This is a genomic window from Psychrobacter glacincola (assembly GCF_904846075.1).
Taxonomy (GTDB): Bacteria; Pseudomonadota; Gammaproteobacteria; order Pseudomonadales; family Moraxellaceae; genus Psychrobacter; species Psychrobacter glacincola_C.
The window spans coordinates 131,313-150,719 of record NZ_CAJGZH010000001.1; the positions used below are offsets into that span (position 1 = coordinate 131,313).

The window sequence follows — 19,407 nt, forward strand, 5'->3', positions numbered from 1 at the left end:
CATAAACAGGCATTATATAAGGTTGATTGGCTCATTATAGGTGAGTTTGCGATGTTGTGCCATGGTTGTAATAACGGTAATCGAGCGTTACCAATGATACGGTTTGTCTTTATAATAGAAAGCAAGCAGGGCGCTCTTATTGATGAGTTTATTTACAAAATAATGCGTGATTGAGCGATATTCCACTGCCATTCGCCACTTTTTTCTAGATAATAGCTGTAAAACCGTAAAAGATAAAACGGCTTGAATAAACCAGCTACTGTGCCAAACTGATGACTTACTCACTATGTTTCTTGTGTCGATATAGGACCACGCTTTCATGCAACAGTTTCAGTCCTTACAGCGCTTACTCATATTTTATGCACTGACCTTGCTGGTCATGTTGTCTATCTATTATTTTGCGCTGTTTCAGGAGATAAAGAAACACAGTGAACAACACAGTATCGATACTTTCCATACATTGCAGTATGAAGTCACTGAACGTGATGATCTGCTAAACCCTGACATTAAAAGGATTTTAGAAAAACCCGTATTTGAAGACATAAGCTATCAGCTGGTTTTTATGATGCCATCTGGGCAGACTTATATCCATCGCCATACTCAGCCCAATGAGCCTGCTTTTGCTAACGTTACGTTTCCTATTATTAGCTCATCTCCTTCTAATAACGGCAGTCATAGTGCTTACACGCTCAATAATCGCAACTTAACCGGCACCATTAAACTCAAAAGTGGTCATCAGCTTTATATTATATTGCGCCATAAGCCGCTTATCATTGACTGGATATCTTATCGCTACTGGTTGCCATTGATGGCAGCGATCATGCTTTTTATTATCGCTTTGCTGTATATGCTCAATCGTCGCACCAATTGGGAACAGCTGCTGATTTATACGGACAATCTAAGTAGCCACGCAAAAGAAGCCTATAGTCCGCCGCCTTTTTTGCAAAAAAAATCTACGCCTGAGTTTTTGCGTTTAGGCCATGCGCTGAGCCGTGTCAGCTACCAGCTGCATAATGACTATCGCCGCATTAAAACCCTAACACATCGTCTTGAACGTTTGGTTGATCAATCCCCTTTACCGATGCTAATGATCATGCGTCATGGTCAAATCAGCTTTTTCAATAAACGTTTTGAACAAATATTCTTGTCTTTACCGCAAAGCGATAGTAACTATGAAATGACGGATTTTATCGCAGGTAAAGATGAATCCACGCAACGATTGCTGCAAACATTATCCAACCTACGCGTCACTCGTACCTTAACAGTCTACGGGTTAGAAAATGAACAGGCTTACCAATTGCACGTTACGCCATGGTTTGGTGAACATGGTCAGGTTCACGGCTTTACCGTACTGCTGAATAATGTTAATGAATTTGCCAGTCAAATAGGGCAATTACAGCAAAAAAATCAACGGCTACAACGCCAAATTGATGAATTTAATACGATTAAATCGACGATAGGTCATGATTTGCGCCTGCCGTTAGAAGCAATGATTGACACGCTAGAACCGATTGATCCTGAGACGTTGACTGCTGCGCAGAATGACATTTTAATATCCTTAATTAAAAGCAGTCAGAGTATGCTAACGACACTTAATGATGTGCTAGACATTGAGGAGATAGCGGTAAGAAAAACCCGCCTAAGCATTGAGCCTGTCGATATTTATAGACTGGGGCAACAGGTCAGTCAGTCATTTATAGAAAGGATAAGGCAGCAGGGACTGGAGCTGCTGTATTTTTTTACACCTGACGGTCCGCGTTGTATTGATACAGACCATCAGCGCCTACAGCAAATCTTGTACGACTTATTAGATAACGCAGTGAAATTTACCACTTCTGGCTATGTATCACTGACCATCGAAACAGTCAGTAATGCAGAGCTATTAGCAACAAAAAACCGAAGCTTAGTAAATCTTAATAAAGACCCTACACTGATTAAAAATAGTCAAATCAATAAAGACAATCCCAATCATGCCTCACACGACTGGATTCGTTTTAGCATAAAAGACAGCGGTATGGGCATCGATATAGCGAAGCAACATCAACTGTTGGTTCAGCTTAATAAAAGCAGCAATCAAAACACCAATCGAAACGTTAATTACATGCAAAAGAACACGACTGGGCAAGGCCTAGGATTAAATAACGTCAATAGTTTTGCGCGATTATTGGGTGGTTTTATTGAAATAAAAAGTACGATGACTGAAGGCAGTAGTCTGAATCTTTATCTGCCTTGCAGACGTCCAAATTATCAGCCTATTTATCATCATAGTCAGCATTTGACTCATATCCATCTAATAGCCGTGATTAAACAACCACTACGTGCCAAACATCTGCGCGATTTTTGCGCATATTTATCGATGCCAGCTACTATCTATACCTCTATAGATAAATTAGATCTACAACAATTAAACGAAAAATTGGCACAAGACGAGCAAAGACTCGCCCCTATCTTGCTATTAGATTATGAATATTATGAAACCCTGTCTATTGCTTCTGCTAATCAGGCGATAAGGAATGATGACAGACAACAGGCATTAAATACCCTACTCGATAATCCGTCGCTACCAAAGATACTACTTAGTATGAAACCTGAGCGCCGTATTCCCTCTATATTATTAGATAAATATGAAGGATTTTTGAGCAAACCATTAGATGCGACTTTATTGCTCTCTGAATTACTGCGCTTAACCTTACCAGCGAGACAGAAGCTAGTTCAAGCCATAGAGATAAAAGAAGAGAATAAGCAGCTAGCAAACGAAGCAGATAAAGCTGCTAACGAGAATGTATTGCCACTTATTTTGGTAGTAGAAGACAGTCCAACCAATCAGAAAATAACGTGCAAGATATTGAGTAAACTTGGTTATCGTAGTGTGGTCGCAGAAGATGGTCAGCAAGCGTTAGATATGCTACAACAACAGCGTCAAGATATCTCACTCATTTTGATGGACTGTCGCATGCCTGTCATGGATGGGCTACAGGCTACCCAAGCGATTCGTGCGCAAGGCGATAAAATTGCGATTGTGGCGCTGACTGCGAACAATACCAAAGAAGATCGCGATGCTTGTATAGAAGTAGGAATGGATGAATTTTTAGCAAAGCCGATCAATAAAAAAGAGCTAGAGTCGGTTTTACAGAGCTTCATAAAATCATGACAATCTGTAAAACTGACTCTTCAGGTTTAAACTATTACTTTATAAACCAATTACTTCATAAATCAGCTATTTCATAAAACCATTATCTGCTAAAAATGCTTCTGTAATTTGGCTTTGCGGACTTGGCGTATTCATACCACTGGTTTGCGACTTATTTAACAAACGTTCTAAATAGCGCGCGACGATATCCACTTCGATATTGACTTTATTTCCAACCAGCCAATGCTCAGCGATATTGGTCACTTGTGCGGTATGTGGAATGATATTTAAAGAGACAATATTGTCTCGTACAAGGTTGGTCGTCAGACTAATACCATCAACCGTGATGGAGCCTTTGGTCGCTGTATAGTGCGCCAGCTCTTGTGGTATCTCAATTTCGATATAGATAGAGCGCGCATCTTGTTGCAGCTTACTGACCACGCCGACGCCATCGACGTGACCCGCGACGATATGACCACCAAAACGTGTGGTTGGTAGCATCGCTTTCTCTAAATTCACCGTGTGACCAGCTTTCAAGGTTTCTAATGCGGTACGAGCAATAGTTTCACGTGAAACATCGACCGAGTAATGATTACTACCTAGGTCTACGACGGTTAAGCAGATACCATTGGAGGCAATAGAATCTCCTAGCTTCACATCACTAAAGTCCAAACCATCAGATTCTATCGTCAAACGTATATCACCGCCCGTAGGCTGCATGGACTTAACCTTTCCAACACTCTCTATAATTCCAGTAAACATATCGACCTCATTTCATTATGATATTGTCTTTATAGACAATATATCTTGATCTATTAATATTGTGGCAGCATTTGTCTAAGCCAGTTTTTTCAGTGTAACTTGAGCTTAATTGAGCCTATGATGGGATAGATTGTGGATAAGTACTGACAAATCAACTCATAACGTATTAAAACACGCATTTCCGTTAAGTTATCCACAGAAAACAAGATGTTGGCTAATTTCAAGAAAGATTAATAGTAAAATCTAAGTTACTGATTACATTAGATTAATATAAAATTTTTTATAAAAGACCTATTTTTCTGTTTCATGTGAAACAAAGTTATACACAGTTTCATGTGGAACCTTGTAAGGCACTGGCTGCTTATCCACACTTAGCAAAAATTTAGCCCAAACTGTGGATAAGCTGTTTATAAATAACCAGTTATAGCGGTAATAAAGTCAATTTAAGGTCAGGAGTTAATGTTTCATGGCCACAAATATTAAAACGCAACTGCTGAGCTAGAGACAATGGGTTAAAATCGACCATCGGTCTTGCTTGCGCGCCTAACAAACAAGGCGCCTGATAGACAATCAACTCATCTACCAATTGTTGGCTTAAGAAACTACCAGTAACACTAGCACCGGCCTCTACCAACACGTCATAACACTGATGATCACTGACTAATTTTTTTAGTAATTCAGTCAAATTATCTTCGCGCCAATAAATCGTATCCGGTCGGCGGCATAACTGATAGTCAGACCGTAAGCTGTGTTCTAAGCGCTGCCGCCTATCGAGTACGACAACTTTGGGAGCAGGAACTTGTTTAGGTGGCACAGCTAATTGGTTGGAACGTACATTAAGCTGTGGATTATCCGCGATAACCGTCTCACTACCGGTAATAATCGCGCCACTTTGAGCACGTAGCTTCTGCACATCTTCGCGGGCAGCCGCTGAGGTAATCCATTTTGACTCGCCAGATGCCATCGCGGTACGACCGTCAAGGCTAGTGGCAATTTTCAGCCGTACATAAGGCATCTGGGTGCGCATTGCCTTTAAAAACCCACGATTTAAAGCTTCTGCTTGCTCAGTTAATATACCGACTGTCACTTGAATCCCAGCCTGCTCTAACAGTTTTACACCGCGTCCTGCCACTTGCGGATTGGGATCGAGCCCTGCGATTACGACACGTTTCACACCAGCATTAATAAGACCCAAAGCACAAGGTGGCGTACGCCCCGTATGACTACAAGGCTCTAAAGTCACATAGGCAGTTGCACCTAAAGCCCTCGCACCCGCTTCTTTTAGCGCAAATACTTCTGCATGAGGCTGACCAGCTTTCGGATGAAACCCTTGACCGACGATCGCTTCTGCTTGCACGATGACACAGCCTACTGCTGGATTAGGTCTGGTGGTATATAAACCCTGTTTGGCTTGTTCGATCGCAAGCATCATAAAGTAGCGGTCTTGCGCATTCTGAGTATGGTTTGAGAGCGTCATAAAAAGATACACTTAATAAAAAAGTAGAGGGTAAAAACTATTTAACGTTATCGTCAGCTTTTTCATTTGGGCGAATATTGGCAATCTCTTGATGGAAAGCATCAATATCTTGAAAGTCGCGGTAAACACTAGCAAAGCGCACATAAGCAACATCATCTAACGTTTTAAGCTCACTCATGATGATCTCACCCAACACCTTACTACTGATTTCGCGCTCACCCATCTGTCTAACACGCTTCTCAATACGGCTGATCATCGCCTCTTGTTCATCAATGGTGATAGGGCGCTTTTGCAATGGTAATAAAATAGAGCGGCGCAGTTTCTCATTATCATAAGGCTCAATTTTACTGCTTGACTTGATGATTCTTGGCATCACTACTTCTACCATCTCAAAAGTAGTGAAACGCTCTTGGCAGCTATTGCATGAACGGCGACGACGGACTTGCGCACCTTCTGCCGCCAGACGCGAATCAATAACTTTAGTCTCTGACGCGTTACAATACGGGCAATGCATAGCGTTTCCTTATTTCAATATTAAGCGCAAGAATCACAGTCACTATTTATAAAACCGAATGATAAGACCGAATGATAAGACCGAATGATAAGACCGAAATTTCTGAGAATTAACGAGCTGTATCAGGCAATTCAAAAAAATCGGCTGATTATTTTCCAATACAGAAACTACCAAAGATTTTGCCCAACAAGTCATCCGCACTAAACGCTCCCGTAATCTCACCCAAACTGTTCTGAGCTTGGCGTAAGCTTTCAGCGACTAACTCTCCTGCTTGATAGACCGTTAACTGCTCGTGCGCCTCTGCTAAAGAGTCGGCTGTGCGCCTAAGGGCATCTATATGACGTGTGCGAGCAATTAGGCTGTTTTCTGGCGGATGAAAACCGACCTTAGCACATAAGGCTTCGACTAAATCATCGATACCAGCGTCTGTTTCACATGAAACATTAACTTGTTCGTAGCCTCTATCTTTGATTTCAGCTTGCGTCGTAGAAGCCGATTTTTCACTACTATTATCGCTCAATAGATCACTTTTATTAGCAATAATTAATAAGCGTTTGGCCTCTGGTAACTCGCCAAATAATTGTTCTGCAAGCTGTAGTGGTGTACTTTCTTCTTCAACATCGCGAGTCACATCGTAGACCATCAGCAGCATATCAGCTTGGGTAATGGCTGTACGCGCACGTTCAATTCCAATACGCTCTACCGTGTCTTCTGTGTCACGCAGACCCGCCGTATCGGTAAGATGAAGTGTCAAACCGTTGAGCACCACGGTCTCTTGCAGCGTATCACGAGTCGTACCTGCAACGTCAGTAACGATAGCGCGCTCTTGCCCTGCCAGACGATTCAGCAAGCTTGATTTACCCGCATTTGGTCTACCTGCTAAGACCACATGAATACCATCACGTAGGAGCTGACCCTGCTTGGCGGTCGCCAATACTTGCTGTATCTTGTCTTGCGTTTGCTCCAGTTTACTTTGTATGACGCCGTCTGATAAAAAATCCACGTCTTCTTCGTCAGGGAAATCAATCGCCGCTTCAACATGCAAGCGAAGATGAATAAGCTGCTCTAATAGCTGATTAATCTTCTTTGAAAACTCACCACTTAGCGAGCGAATGGCACTACTCGCAGCCGCAGCACTGGTCGCATCAATGGCATCAGCGATAGCCTCTGCTTGTACCAAATCCAATTTATCATTATCAAAAGCACGATAAGAGAATTCCCCAGCACCCGCTTGTTTTGCGCCCAGCTCAAATACCCTTGCTAGCAGTTGGTTTTGTAGAATCATGCCGCCATGCCCTTGCAGCTCAATCACATCTTCCCCTGTGAACGAATGCGGGCCTTTAAAGTACAGCACTAACCCTTCATCAATTACTGTACCATCAGCCTGATAAAAACGACAAAAACTGGCCATACGTGGCGTAAAAGCAGACTTACCCGTTAGTGTACAGGCAATGTCATAAGCACGCGCACCCGACAGACGTATAACACCAACGCCACCTCTTCCAAGCGGTGTGGCAATAGCCGCAATCGTGGCCAAGCCAGATGCTTTAGGTGGTTCAGATGCTTTAGGTGGTTCAGATGCTTTAGGTACGTTTGACGCCATCTCTAGGGAATCCACAATTACTCTCAATAGCTAAAAACTCCATTATAGACGGCTGGACACAGACTGACAAAGCAAACTTTAAATAGCCATGCTTTGCGCTTATTTTATTTCAGATCAGTGAGCGATAATAGAAATGTCACGCATAAAAAAACCACCGCCGTAGCGATGGTCTTTTATCAATTGATGAGCTACTTAGTCCAATACTTTAACAGTACGACGCTTTTGCTCTTCTTCGACTTTTTTATTGACAATATATTGCTGAGTCATACTAAACAAGTTGTTGACTGTCCAGTATAGTACGAGACCCGCTGGGAAAAACAGCATGAAAGCAGTAAAAATGATTGGTAAGAACTTCATCACTTTCGCTTGCATCGGATCAGCTGGCTGCGGGTTTAGCTGCTGCTGTACAAACATCGAGGCACCCATCAGCAATGGTAAAATAAACCAAGGATCCATCGCCGATAAATCCTGAATCCATAAAATCCAAGGCGCATGACGCAGCTCAACACTTTCAACCAATACCCAATATAGCGCTAAGAAGATAGGCATTTGCATCAAAATAGGCAAACAACCTGCCATTGGATTGACTTTTTCTTCTTTATAAATAGCCATCATTTCTTGCGACATCTTCATTCGATCGTCGCCATGCTCTTCTTTAAGTGCGGCTAATCTTGGTGCAATCGCACGCATCTTCGCCATTGAATAGTAACTCTTATTCGAGAACCACATCAGAGCAATTTTGACTAAAATCGTCAATACAATGATTGACCAACCCCAGTTACCTATGACTTTATGAATACCGTCCAAGATGGCAAATAAAATTTTCGATATTGGCCATAACAACCCATAATCAACCGTTTTATTAAGGCCTACTGCCACATCTTTTAGCTCAGATTGTACTTTAGGACCAGCGTATAACGTGGCATCTAATGTCACTTGTTTATTTGGCGCGACATTGACAGGTTGACTGTTGAAACCGATGAAGTAATCATCGCCTGTTTCACGGCTAAAGAAAGTAGCGGTAAAGTTTTCAGGTATCCATGCTGATACAAAATAATGCTGCACAACACCAACCCAACCTTTATCGCTACTAACAGCTAGCTCACCATCATTAAAGTCTTTAAATTTGAGCTTATTGTATGGATCATCAGGAGTACCCCAAGCACCGCCTAAATAAGTCGCCATACTAAGCGCACCTTTATCAGACATACCTGGATCTTTACTGTCATCACGTTTCAACTGGGCAAATAGCTGACCTTGCCACGGTTGTGTAGAAGCATTTTGTATTTGATAGCTAATATCAATCGGATATTTATTTTCAGTAAAGGTAAATGTCTTAGTAACGGTCAAGCCATCTTTTTTATAAGTAAGCGGTACTGACAGCGTCTGTTGCCCTGCTTCCATGACGTAATTATTAGCAGTATGGCTGTATTTGGCACGACCTTCTGCAGTATCAATACCGTTAGGACCAATAAGACCAGACTGAGCCACATACACGCGATTACTATTATTCTCTAGCAATACGAAAGGCTTATCGCTATCGAGCGTTGCGTCATACTGCTTAAGAGCAGCATAAACAATATCGCCGCCTTCTGGATTGATCTTTATATCATAGCGATCGGTAGTGACCGTGATTAATCCCGTGTCTTTAGCAGGCGTTGCCGTCACAGCATCATTAGCGACTGTATTGTTATCAACAGGCAATGTCTGTACCGGAATATCACCTGCGGCACCAGTTGTCGAAGGGATGTCAGCACCTACTGAAGCAGTGGTTTCTGACACCGCATCTACAGCTGGCGCATCGGCATAATCATCTCGCCATGCCAAAATCAGCAGATAAGCGGTGATTAACATCGCAATGATGATCATCACCCGAAATATCTTTTGCATAAACCTTTCCTAGATTAAAAAATTAGGGAATGAAAAATTAGGGCATGTGTCATGACCGTACAATTATCATCGTATGTGACAACAGTATTGCCAGTCATTTACATAAAATGTGCATCATTTTACTAAAAATCTGCCTTAAATGATACCAAGAGTGTGGATAACTTGTGGGTAACTAAATAGATATCCACAACTTCGCAGTCTATGATGAACGTTACGTTATTTTCATCATATGGTTTAAGCGAGACACATAGCTTTTATTATCTCTAAAGACATATAAACCTTGAACTTTGACACTAGTAGCTAGTTCGCTAAAAGGTACATATTGATAATGATAAGAAGATAACGGTAGCGGCACAAAATCAATGCCGTGTCCACCCAAAGGATGACAACTGCCGATACGTTTTAATAATAACCAACTGCCTGCTCGGACACCATGCCATGCCAAAGCTTGTTTACCATAATTCGAGCACGTAGGGTAATAGCGGCAACGAGCAGGTAATAGTGGACTTATTAATTTTTGATAAAAAATAATAAAATAATAAATACTCTTATAAAGGAAATCATTTAAATTAACCAATAAAAAATTCATTTTATTTTTTTCTATTTTCTTAATAATATTAATTATTTGATTTTTAATTCTTTATTATCTATATCTTTTATAGATTTTTTAACAATAAAAACAATATCTTTATTTTCTAAAGAATGAGCCTTTATACGAAAATGCTCACGTATTTGACGCTTGATTAAATTTCGCGCGACAGCTGTAGGAACTTTACGCTTGGTAATAGCCATGCCGACTCGTGGCTTACCATGATCATTGGTACGCACAAATGCCATTAGATGGCTCTGATGAAGCTTACGCTCAGGTGCATCAAAAACCTCACGGAAGGCTGCAGGCGTGAGCAAACGCTGCTCTTTGGTGAAGCGAGCATTAGCTGCCGCTGAAACAGTATTGGACATAGCACAACCTAGTATAAGAGCGAATAACGGTAGCGGAAATAATAGCGCAGAAATAACAACAAAGTACAGAGACAAAAAAAGCGCCGATGTGGGCGCTTTTAATATATGGCTAAGTGTCAGTTGTGGTGATTGACTATCGCAATCTATAAATAATAGAAACACAACAAGCACTATAAGCCATGCTTATCGCAATCTACTGATTATACAGTAAGACGATGACGTCCTTTAGCGCGGCGACGAGCTAAGACCTGACGGCCCTTTTTAGTTGCCATACGAGCACGGAAACCGTGAGTACGTTTACGCTTGATCACGCTTGGTTGGAATGTACGTTTCATAACTCACCTATCAAAATAATGGACTAAATTCGTAATAACGGAGGATTATACCACCGCATAGAATCTGGGTCAATGAACTAATTTAATCTATGTCGATGCAGACAGATATTTTGACAGAGGAAATATCATTTTAAATGATTCATCGTGTGTAAAGTTCATATTCATAACTAAAAAATAACGACTCAGTTAATTAATTCAGTGATGGATTCCTAAAAGTTATCCACAGTTTTTGTCGAACTCTATAATAATTAACTATTAATATATATAAGTATTGTTGTTATTGGTAGCTCGATTATCTGTGGCTAAGTAAGTTTTCCTTTTTATTATCAATATATTGTACTATGGGTAAACCTGTGGATAACCTGTGGGCTAAATATGGATAACTCACCTTTCAAAGTTATGCACAAAAGTATCCACAGCCTTATCCCCAAAAAACAAGGTTTTATCCACAGGGTATTTGTGTTAGATTAGCCCCTACTTAATATATGGCTTCGTATAGTTTATCAACGTAACTCCCAATATGGTTTCCAACGGAAATAATTGCGGAGAATATTAAGGGCTACGCAACAGATCACACTGCTAAAACACAAATATTATTTCAAATTATAGGGTTAGTATTTTTCATGATAGACACAGCAAATATTTGGGATAAATGTCTAAATGACCTACGATATAACGTCAAAGACAACGTATTTACTATGTGGTTGAGACCATTGTCAGCTCATCAAGAGGCGCAAACGCTGACTATACTTGCTCCTAATGATTATTTTGTGACTTACATCAAAAAAAACCACTTGCAAGAGATACAGCAGCTGGTTGCTAAGCACAGTCAGGGAAGTATCGAAGAGGTGGTTGTGCGTGTTGATAACGCTGGCCGCGATAATGAAGACAATCGTCAATTGCAATCAGGGTCTTTGTTTGAAGAAGATAAACCCTCCCCTACCCCTGCAGATCATAAGTTTGAAACCATTCATCATAACAATGCAAAAGCAGATATTGATGCTAATATGCGTCATGCAGAATTGGTTGATTCTGCTGATGCTAAGTCGTTGAGTTATCTAAACCCTGACTTTACTTTTGAAACTTTTGTCACTGGCAAGTCTAACAATTTGGCTTATAAAGCCTGTTATGAGCTTGGTAAGCGCCAATCAAAAAATCGACACAATCCTTTATTTATATACGGACCTTCTGGTTTGGGAAAAACGCATTTAATGCATTCTGTAGCACATCGATATTTAAAAAATAATCAAAGTTTTTATTATTTCACTTCTGAAAAATTTATTAATCAATTAGTTTATTCATTAAGAAATAATAAAATAGAAGATTTTAAAAAGAAAATTAAAAAAGTGGATTTATTGATTGTAGATGATATTCATGTATTGGCAGGAAAAACCAAAAGTAGTAATGAGTTTTTGACATTATTTGCAGATTTTACCAGTGGTGATAAACAACTGATTTTGGCTTCAGATCGTCATCCTTCGCAAATGACCGAATTTGATGAACGTTTTAGATCGCGATTTTCTTGGGGGCTCACTGTAGCAGTTGATCCGCCTGAGATTGATACTCGTGTGCAAATTTTGCAAAAAAAAGCAGCTTCATATGGTATGACACTGCCTAAAGAATGCGCATTATTCATCGCTCAAAATGTGGTTTCAAATGTTAGGCGTTTAGAAGGTGCTCTAAATCAAGTTTTTGCCAATGCTAACTTGACGGGTGCACAGATTACTCTTGAAATGGTGCAATATGCGCTAAAAGACATCGTCGCGATGCGTGTGCAAGCTGTGAATATGGATAATATTCGCAAAGTGGTTGCTGAGTACTATGATGTGACCATCAAAGAGATGATGGGTCGTAAACGCACGCGTAGTATTGCTAGACCACGTCAAATAGCGATGGCATTATCGCGTGAGTTGACTGGTGATAGCTTTCCTGAGATTGGTCAATCATTCGGTGGTCGCGATCATACAACGGTGATGCATGCTTGCGATAAAGTTAATGAGCTAAGAGCAGCAGATCCTGCGTTTGATAAGGATTACAAAACACTGGCATTGATGCTGCAAGCGGGTTAGCAGGTCGCGGTATCACTATGTTTTAGTGGATTGATATGGTTTATAATATTAAAAATACGAGTAGACAGACAGCAAATGGATTATAGTCAATAGACAGGGTATGATTAAACCATTATTGTTAAGTTTTATAATAAAAATCATTTAAATAAGAGTAACCAAGCATGCAATTATCGATTAATCGAGAGTCGTTACTAAAAGCCATTAATTTGATCGCCAAGGCTGCTGATAAACGGCACAATATGGTTATTTTGGGCAATATCAAGCTACAGCTATCCGAATCAATGCTTATTTTGACGGCTTCTGATTTAGAAGTAGAGCTGACATCGACGTTGAAATTGCCTGCTGGTGCTTGTATTGAAGCTGGTACCACAACTTTACCTGCAACAAAATTAAAAGACATCTGTAAATCATTGCCTGCACAAGCTCAAATTAATTTGGCTACTCAAGAAAATGAACGCTGCTTATTAACCAGTGGCAAGAGTCGCTTCACCTTAGGGACATTACCTAGCGAAGATTATCCGAGTTTGGGTAATCCCGAAAATATCACGCCATTGACCATCAGTCGCAATCGTCTTATCGATTTGATTCATAAAACGCAGTTTGCAATGGCGATTCAAGATGTTCGCTATTATCTCACTGGTATGTTGTTTGATGTGTCGCAACAGCAGCTGACGACGGTTGCAACCGATGGGCATCGATTGGCTTTGGCGCGCAGTGTTATCGATGTCAGTGCTGATTTAAGCATGCAGGCTATTTTGCCCCGTAAAGCTGTCATTGAGCTTGAGCGCTTGGCCTCTGAGCTAGGAAAAATGCTTGGTGAGCAAGACAATCAGGTCACCTTGAGCTTCGGTCGTGAGTTTTTGCAAGTGAGCTTACCCTTTGGTGACGTTGATAGTGCAGGGCAGGTCAATCAAAACCTGATGGTTACTTTCACTGCGCGTCTGATTGACGGAAAATTCCCTGATTATCGCCGAGTGATGCCAAGTAATACGGATAAATTGGCTTTGTTTAACCAAGAAAAAATGACTGATGTGCTACGCCGCGTAGCGATTCTAAGTAATGAGAAATCTCGCGGTGTGGTGTTTAATTTTGCCAGCGATGGCATGGTAGAAGTGCGTGCTAATAATGCAGAGCAAGATGAAGCGGTGGAGATGATACAGGCGAAGTATCAAGGTGAGCCGATGGAGCTGTCTTTTAATGCGGCTTATTTACAAGATGTGCTTGGCGTTATTCAAGGTGACTTGCAAATGCACATGAGCCAATCAAACGCGTCGGTGCTAGTCAATCAGTTGAATGATGAGTTCCATCAGTATGTCATTATGCCAATGCGTATATAGTTTCTGTATAATTTCTATATGTTTTCAATATGCTTAAGAGCAGGGGCTAGAGACACTCAGTTTGCACTTAAAAATTAAAGTAAGCTGAGTGTCTTTGATTAAGATCCAGTATTTTAAATTCAATAATTATTAAACTTTTACCTATTATTATAGGTAGTGTTAATAGGTAGCTGTCGGCATTATGATTGAACGTCTGCAAATATCATACCTTCGAAATCTAACACAAGTCAATCTACAGCCTACTGCGTGTAACGTCATTATCGGCGCGAACGGCAGCGGAAAAACATCCTTACTTGAAGCTATATTTTTGCTATCCAGAGGCAAAAGTTTTCGCCATCACCAGCCCAAGCGTTATATTCAACATCATCAAAATACAGTTACTGTACATGCTAAGCTTAATGATAGCCGTACTTTAGCTATCCAAAAACAAGCTGATGCTACAACACTCTTACGTCTCAATCAGACCACTGTCTACAACCAAAGTATTTTGACTGAGCAACTGCCAACACTACTGATAGATCCTTCAACGATGGATATGTTAGAGCAGGGTAGCGCCAGTCGTAGACAGCTATTGGATTGGCTAGTGTTTCACATGAAACAAGGTTTTCATCCACAATGGGTTGCTTATCAACGCTTACTAAAACAGCGCAATAGTTTGCTAAAAAAATCACGTCATTTGACTCAGGTGCAGCTCGCTGAACTAAAATCGTGGGACAAAGGACTTAGCAATCATGCGGCATTGATTCATCATTATCGTGAACGGATATTTGCAGAATGGCAGCCTTATTTTGCTGAAAGTATCGCGCAGTTATTGCCTACTTATGCGGAGCAATTGAGCCTTAGCTATAATGCTGGTTACGATACGAATGTTGCGCTGGATATACAGCTTAACGAGCGCTTAGAACAGGATTTGCAACTTGGATATACTCGTATCGGTAATCACCGTGCTGATGTTCATGTGCATTGGCGTTCTAATGACTCGACAGCGTCGAATAACAATTTCTCAGATACAATGCATGAAGCGGACACTAACCTCAAAGTACCTGTTATAAAAGAGCAGGCAGCCAATGTGTTGTCGCGTGGTGAAAAAAAGCTATTAATCACAGCACTGCGTTTATCGCAACTGCCATTACTGCTAAATACCCAAAAAACTAATGATCTATCAAATGATAGTGCTCATGCTCAGGTGACACCAGTGGTATTGCTAGATGATATTACTGCAGAGCTTGATGATAGAGCGATTGAGATTCTATTGTCAACGTTAGCGCAGCTGCCATGTCAGGTATTTATAACCAGCTTAACCGATGATATTTTGCCGTTAGTGCATGAATATTGGTCGAAACCCAATACGTTTCATGTGAAACAAGGTCAATTCTTTAGTCCTTAATTATCTCCTTTATGTTATTTCCTTTCTCCACGGTCTTTCATATCGATACTTATCTACCTGTCTTTTCGTAATGATATAGGCTATCTTTGCGAGCTGGTTTTATAGGCATAAAACGCTCAGTAAACAGTGACTTAGAGGCAAAAAAATGCTAAAATAGGGCTTTATTTTTGTCCTGTTCTCAGCAAGTTGTTTGATGACGTTATATAGGCGTTTTTCAATGTCTATGAATTTCTAAGTATTTGATAAATAGATGTTTTATTTGCTCTCTTGGTTTTTATAATGTTTAAAAAAAGAAGCCGATGTTAGAGGAAAAAAGCGCGGACTTGAAACTCTTTTTAAGTCGCTATCAACACTCAAGAATTTTCAGCTAATCGTGTTTTAGCTGGTAATGCTTATCAAAGGTTTTGACTATAAAAATTAAGTCTAAAATAACGTTATGAGGTGTCATCGTAGTGGTGCGCTAATAACAAACGGCTGATTATGGCTAGATTAAGGAATGCACATGAGTGATTCATTACCTACCGACCACGAGCAACTGACGTCAGACAGCATTGCTGAAACTACGGCACCAGCGGTGGTTCCTGAAAGTTTACCTTCTGATTATAGCTCCAAAGATATTCGTGTATTGCGCGGGTTAGAAGCGGTACGCGTACGCCCTGGTATGTACATCGGTGATACGGATGATGGTACAGGCTTACATCATATGGTCTTTGAGGTGGTGGATAACTCTATCGATGAGGCACTCGCGGGTCATTGTGATCAAATCGATATCATTATCCACGAAGACGAATCTGTGAGCGTTATGGATAATGGTCGCGGCGTGCCTGTCGATATCCATCCAGAAGAAGGTGTATCTGCGGCGCAGGTCATTATGACTGTCTTGCATGCAGGCGGTAAGTTCGATGATAACAGCTATAAAGTATCAGGCGGCTTACATGGTGTTGGTGTCTCGGTCGTTAACGCCCTATCGAAAAAGCTTGAAATGAACATCTGGCGTGAAGGTTATCACTACCATCAAACCTATACCGATGGGGTGCCTGATGCAGACATTCAGCAAATGGAACCAACCGACAAAACTGGTACGCAAATTCGCTTTTATCCAAGTAGCGATGTGTTTACTGGCACCATCTTTGAGTACGATATTTTAGCGAAGCGTTTGCGTGAGCTATCATTTTTGAACTCGGGCGTACGCATTGTTTTAACGGATGAGCGTATTGATAAGCGTCATGAGTTTGAACACAAAGGCGGCTTGTCAGAATTTGTCAGCTATATCAATGCTGGTAAAGATGGCATCAATGAAGTCTTTCATTTTGTGAGTGAGCAAGATGATGGTATCAGTGTCGAAGTGGCGTTGCAGTGGACAGATACTTATAACGAAAAAGTGTTTTGTTTCACCAACAATATTCCCCAAAGGGATGGTGGTACGCATCTATCTGGCTTTCGTTCAGCGTTGACGCGTTGTTTGAATACCTATATGGATCGCGAGAATCTCTTTAAAAAAGAGAAGGTCGTTGCTACTGGTGATGATGCGCGTGAAGGTCTAACCGCTATCGTATCCGTTAAAGTTCCAGATCCTAAGTTTTCGAGTCAAACCAAAGATAAACTGGTATCAAGTGAAGTAAAATCTGCGGTCGAATCAGCAATGCATGATAAGTTTAATGATTATCTGCAAGAGAATCCAAGCGCTGGTAAGGCTATTGCTGGCAAAATCATTGATGCCGCTCGTGCTCGTGATGCCGCTCGTAAAGCCCGTGAGATGACGCGTCGCAAGACCACGTTAGATATCGCTGGTTTGCCCGGTAAGTTGGCAGATTGCCAAGAAAAAGATCCAGCATTGTCAGAACTTTACATTGTGGAAGGTGACTCTGCAGGTGGTTCAGCAAAGCAGGGCCGTAGCCGAAAAACTCAAGCGATCTTGCCATTGAAAGGTAAAATCCTAAACGTAGAGCGCGCACGTTTTGACAAAATGCTGTCTTCTGCTGAAGTGGGTAACCTCATTACGGCGCTTGGTTGCGGCATTGGTCCAGACGAATATAATCCGGATAAAGTACGCTATCATAAAATCATCATCATGACCGATGCGGACGTTGATGGATCGCATATTCGTACCCTGTTGCTGACTTTCTTCTTTCGTCAAACGCCTGAGTTGATCGAGCGTGGTTATATTTATATCGCCCAACCACCGCTTTATAAAGTGAAAAAAGGTCGTCAAGAGCTATACCTAAAAGACGACGAAGCACTCAAAGCGTATTTATTATCATCAACGATTGACAATACTAAGTTGCATATCAGTGCGGATGCCCCTGCTATTACGGGGCAAGCGCTAGAAACGCTACTGAATGATTATAACCAAACGCAGCTGATAAAGGCACGTTTGCAGATTCGTTTCCCAGCGGTACTTTTGGATGCGTTGACGCATACGCCGAAGCTTAGCACTGATATGACTTATGATTTGCCTGCGATGCAAGCTTGGAAAGAGGCGATGCAAGCTCAGCTTGAGCACTTCGGTAGTGACTTGAGTCCGGAGATTGAACTGGTCAATATCCATGCGCCGCAACCAAAAAATATGGATGCTGCTGCTGCTGATTTACTGGGTATGAAGCCTGTCATTGAGGTTGAAGGCGGGGAAAATGTTGACGCTGAAGCTCCAGTAGCAAAAGCACAGTGGCTACCGCGTATTACGGTTTATGTACACCAGTTAGCCCATCATTATCTGCTAGATGCTAGCTTTATCAATTCCGGCGAGTACAGCAAGTTGCTGCGTTTGTCTGCTGAATGGAATACCTTGCTTGCAGAGGATGCTTTTATCCGTCGTGAAGCAAGTGCGGGAACCACTAAAGACATTCCTGTACGCGATTTTGATTATCTCTGGCAGCAGATGATGCTTGATGCGCGTCGTGGTCTAGCAATTCAGCGCTATAAAGGGCTGGGTGAAATGAACGCAGATCAGCTCTGGGATACCACGATGGATCCTGAAAACCGTCGTATGCTACGCGTGACGATTGAAGATGCGATTGCGGCGGATCATATGTTTACTTGCTTGATGGGTGATCATGTTGAACCGCGTCGTATTTTCATTGAAGAGAATGCATTGACGGTGTCTAATTTAGACATCTAAGTTGGACATAAAGAGTTGCGAAATCATTGTTAATTAATTAAAAAACCACCGCTTTGGCAATCAAGGCGGTGGTTTTTTAATGTTAGAATTGTTTCACGTGAAACTTAGTTTACGAATTGCTTTAGATAATGGATATAGAAATGATTGAAGTTTTTTTACTTGCGATAGCCTTGGCGATGGATGCATTTGCGGTATCAATTGGGTTAGGGGCTAAGTCGCAAAAGAAATCATCTGCTTATGTGCTGCGTTTAGCCGTTTATGCAGCACTATACTTTGGTATTGCGCAAGGTGTGATGCCGCTGATAGGTTATCTATTGGGTGCAGTATTATTAGGCTGGTTGGCGACTGCTGCACCGTGGATTGGTGGTGGGATTCTTATTGTGCTTGGCGCTAAGATGTTATATGAAGCGTTTAATGGTGAGGTTGAAGCGGTATTAGCAGACAGTTTCGATGAAACTATACAAGAAAAAATCAATCATCGTATGATGTTTACATTGGCTATTGCCACCAGTATTGATGCGATGGCAGCAGGCTTTACGCTTAATTTGTTGGCACTTAATGCATGGTTAGCCTGTTTAATCATCGCTATTGTCACCGCTTTATTTGGCTTTTTCGGTATCTATTTAGGTAAGTCTTCTGGAACGTGGCTCGAGGATAAAGCTGAGATACTTGGTGGATTAGTATTGATAGCCATTGGTATAAAGGTGATGTTTATCCGTTAATAAGCATCATTATTTGAATTGATTCTCTACAATAAAAAGCACCCCTTTAATCATCAAAGTGGTGCTTTTTTGTTTCACGTGAAACTATATTTATTCTATGTTA

Annotated in this window: 14 protein-coding genes; 6 read left to right on the forward strand and 8 right to left on the reverse strand. The window is 41.2% G+C overall.

What is annotated here, in order from left to right; translation table 11 throughout:
• The first annotated feature begins 319 nt into the window (after window positions 1-319).
• Window positions 320-3,151 carry a response regulator gene (locus tag JMW85_RS00585; RefSeq protein ID WP_201580617.1) on the forward strand — a complete coding sequence of 944 codons (2,832 nt, stop codon included), beginning with the start codon at window positions 320-322 and terminating at the stop codon, window positions 3,149-3,151.
• A 66-nt stretch (window positions 3,152-3,217) separates the two neighbouring features.
• Here the strand turns inward: JMW85_RS00585 and JMW85_RS00590 are convergent, their stop codons facing one another.
• From JMW85_RS00590 to rpmH, 8 genes are all read right to left on the reverse strand, one after another.
• The gene (locus JMW85_RS00590) at window positions 3,218-3,892 is read right to left on the reverse strand and encodes a riboflavin synthase (protein WP_201580618.1); all 675 of its coding nucleotides are present in this window, start codon (window positions 3,890-3,892) and stop codon (window positions 3,218-3,220) included.
• A 421-nt stretch (window positions 3,893-4,313) separates the two neighbouring features.
• A complete protein-coding gene (gene ribD, locus JMW85_RS00595; protein WP_201580619.1) occupies window positions 4,314-5,369 on the reverse strand; it encodes a bifunctional diaminohydroxyphosphoribosylaminopyrimidine deaminase/5-amino-6-(5-phosphoribosylamino)uracil reductase RibD in 1,056 nt (351 codons plus the stop codon).
• Between the two features lie 37 nt (window positions 5,370-5,406).
• Complete coding sequence (nrdR, locus tag JMW85_RS00600) at window positions 5,407-5,883, reverse strand: transcriptional regulator NrdR (RefSeq protein WP_201580620.1); 477 nt, start codon at window positions 5,881-5,883, stop codon at window positions 5,407-5,409.
• A gap of 148 nt (window positions 5,884-6,031) precedes the next feature.
• A complete protein-coding gene (mnmE, locus tag JMW85_RS00605; protein WP_227681627.1) occupies window positions 6,032-7,486 on the reverse strand; it encodes a tRNA uridine-5-carboxymethylaminomethyl(34) synthesis GTPase MnmE in 1,455 nt (484 codons plus the stop codon).
• Window positions 7,487-7,678: 192 nt separating this feature from the next.
• Window positions 7,679-9,376, reverse strand: a complete 1,698-nt coding sequence (gene yidC, locus JMW85_RS00610) for a membrane protein insertase YidC (RefSeq protein ID WP_201580621.1) — start codon at window positions 9,374-9,376, stop codon at window positions 7,679-7,681.
• 211 nt (window positions 9,377-9,587) lie between these two features.
• Window positions 9,588-9,965 carry a membrane protein insertion efficiency factor YidD gene (gene yidD / locus JMW85_RS00615; protein WP_201581210.1) on the reverse strand — a complete coding sequence of 126 codons (378 nt, stop codon included), beginning with the start codon at window positions 9,963-9,965 and terminating at the stop codon, window positions 9,588-9,590.
• A gap of 32 nt (window positions 9,966-9,997) precedes the next feature.
• Window positions 9,998-10,336, reverse strand: coding sequence for a ribonuclease P protein component (gene rnpA / locus JMW85_RS00620; protein ID WP_227681628.1), 339 nt, complete (start codon window positions 10,334-10,336; stop codon window positions 9,998-10,000).
• Window positions 10,337-10,536: 200 nt separating this feature from the next.
• A complete protein-coding gene (gene rpmH / locus JMW85_RS00625) occupies window positions 10,537-10,671 on the reverse strand; it encodes a 50S ribosomal protein L34 (protein WP_007394757.1) in 135 nt (44 codons plus the stop codon).
• Window positions 10,672-11,294: 623 nt separating this feature from the next.
• Here rpmH and dnaA point away from each other — a divergent pair.
• The 5 genes from dnaA (at window position 11,295) to JMW85_RS00650 (ending at window position 19,304) form a co-directional block, all read left to right on the forward strand.
• Window positions 11,295-12,740, forward strand: a complete 1,446-nt coding sequence (dnaA, locus tag JMW85_RS00630) for a chromosomal replication initiator protein DnaA (protein WP_201580622.1) — start codon at window positions 11,295-11,297, stop codon at window positions 12,738-12,740.
• Between the two features lie 161 nt (window positions 12,741-12,901).
• Window positions 12,902-14,077 carry a DNA polymerase III subunit beta gene (gene dnaN / locus JMW85_RS00635; RefSeq protein WP_087814943.1) on the forward strand — a complete coding sequence of 392 codons (1,176 nt, stop codon included), beginning with the start codon at window positions 12,902-12,904 and terminating at the stop codon, window positions 14,075-14,077.
• 181 nt (window positions 14,078-14,258) lie between these two features.
• Window positions 14,259-15,464, forward strand: a complete 1,206-nt coding sequence (recF, locus tag JMW85_RS00640) for a DNA replication/repair protein RecF (RefSeq protein ID WP_201580623.1) — start codon at window positions 14,259-14,261, stop codon at window positions 15,462-15,464.
• A 502-nt stretch (window positions 15,465-15,966) separates the two neighbouring features.
• On the forward strand, window positions 15,967-18,582 hold the full coding sequence (gyrB, locus tag JMW85_RS00645) for a DNA topoisomerase (ATP-hydrolyzing) subunit B (protein ID WP_201580624.1): 2,616 nt from the start codon (window positions 15,967-15,969) through the stop codon (window positions 18,580-18,582).
• 140 nt (window positions 18,583-18,722) lie between these two features.
• Window positions 18,723-19,304 carry a manganese efflux pump MntP gene (locus JMW85_RS00650; RefSeq protein WP_201580625.1) on the forward strand — a complete coding sequence of 194 codons (582 nt, stop codon included), beginning with the start codon at window positions 18,723-18,725 and terminating at the stop codon, window positions 19,302-19,304.
• Window positions 19,305-19,407: the final 103 nt, after the last annotated feature.

What these genes read in the sequence shown, in the direction of transcription:
- rnpA (WP_227681628.1), bottom strand. Translation starts at nt 10,336, where the DNA reads ATGTCCAATACTGTTTCAGCGGCAGCTAATGCTCGCTTCACCAAAGAG.
- recF (WP_201580623.1), top strand. Translation starts at nt 14,259, where the DNA reads ATGATTGAACGTCTGCAAATATCATACCTTCGAAATCTAACACAAGTC.
- rpmH (WP_007394757.1), bottom strand. Translation starts at nt 10,671, where the DNA reads ATGAAACGTACATTCCAACCAAGCGTGATCAAGCGTAAACGTACTCAC.
- yidD (WP_201581210.1), bottom strand. Translation starts at nt 9,965, where the DNA reads ATGAATTTTTTATTGGTTAATTTAAATGATTTCCTTTATAAGAGTATT.
- nrdR (WP_201580620.1), bottom strand. Translation starts at nt 5,883, where the DNA reads ATGCATTGCCCGTATTGTAACGCGTCAGAGACTAAAGTTATTGATTCG.
- yidC (WP_201580621.1), bottom strand. Translation starts at nt 9,376, where the DNA reads ATGCAAAAGATATTTCGGGTGATGATCATCATTGCGATGTTAATCACC.
- gyrB (WP_201580624.1), top strand. Translation starts at nt 15,967, where the DNA reads ATGAGTGATTCATTACCTACCGACCACGAGCAACTGACGTCAGACAGC.
- dnaN (WP_087814943.1), top strand. Translation starts at nt 12,902, where the DNA reads ATGCAATTATCGATTAATCGAGAGTCGTTACTAAAAGCCATTAATTTG.
- ribD (WP_201580619.1), bottom strand. Translation starts at nt 5,369, where the DNA reads ATGACGCTCTCAAACCATACTCAGAATGCGCAAGACCGCTACTTTATG.
- dnaA (WP_201580622.1), top strand. Translation starts at nt 11,295, where the DNA reads ATGATAGACACAGCAAATATTTGGGATAAATGTCTAAATGACCTACGA.
- JMW85_RS00585 (WP_201580617.1), top strand. Translation starts at nt 320, where the DNA reads ATGCAACAGTTTCAGTCCTTACAGCGCTTACTCATATTTTATGCACTG.
- JMW85_RS00590 (WP_201580618.1), bottom strand. Translation starts at nt 3,892, where the DNA reads ATGTTTACTGGAATTATAGAGAGTGTTGGAAAGGTTAAGTCCATGCAG.
- JMW85_RS00650 (WP_201580625.1), top strand. Translation starts at nt 18,723, where the DNA reads ATGATTGAAGTTTTTTTACTTGCGATAGCCTTGGCGATGGATGCATTT.
- mnmE (WP_227681627.1), bottom strand. Translation starts at nt 7,486, where the DNA reads ATGGCGTCAAACGTACCTAAAGCATCTGAACCACCTAAAGCATCTGAA.